At 38.5% G+C, this 278-nt stretch carries 1 tRNA gene; it reads left to right on the top strand.

Features of this window, described 5'->3' with window-relative positions:
- A tRNA-Ala gene (locus LB465_RS18165) sits at positions 1-73 on the top strand.
- The last annotated feature ends 205 nt before the right edge of the window (positions 74-278 follow it).

Here is a 278-nt window from a genome sequence, read left to right as displayed (position 1 = left end):
GGGGATTAGCTCAGCTGGCTAGAGCGCCTGCCTTGCACGCAGGAGGTCATCGGTTCGACTCCGATATTCTCCACGATTCCTTAAGATCTAAGGGAGATAGGTAACACAAACATCAGGAAACGCGTAAAGCATATTCGTTTGTTTGCCATCGAGCTAAGGTTGTTAGAGAGGAAAAAAGTTCATTGACATATTGAGAAACAAAGAATACGAGAAAACTACAGTTATAGAAGTTTACTTTTATAACGAGGTAAATTAATTAAATTAATAGAATATATTGT

Source organism: Salegentibacter lacus (assembly GCF_020164555.1).
Classification (GTDB): Bacteria; Bacteroidota; Bacteroidia; order Flavobacteriales; family Flavobacteriaceae; genus Salegentibacter; species Salegentibacter lacus.
The sequence above is the reverse complement of the archived record's forward strand: the minus strand, read 5'-3'. Positions and strand labels throughout refer to the sequence as shown.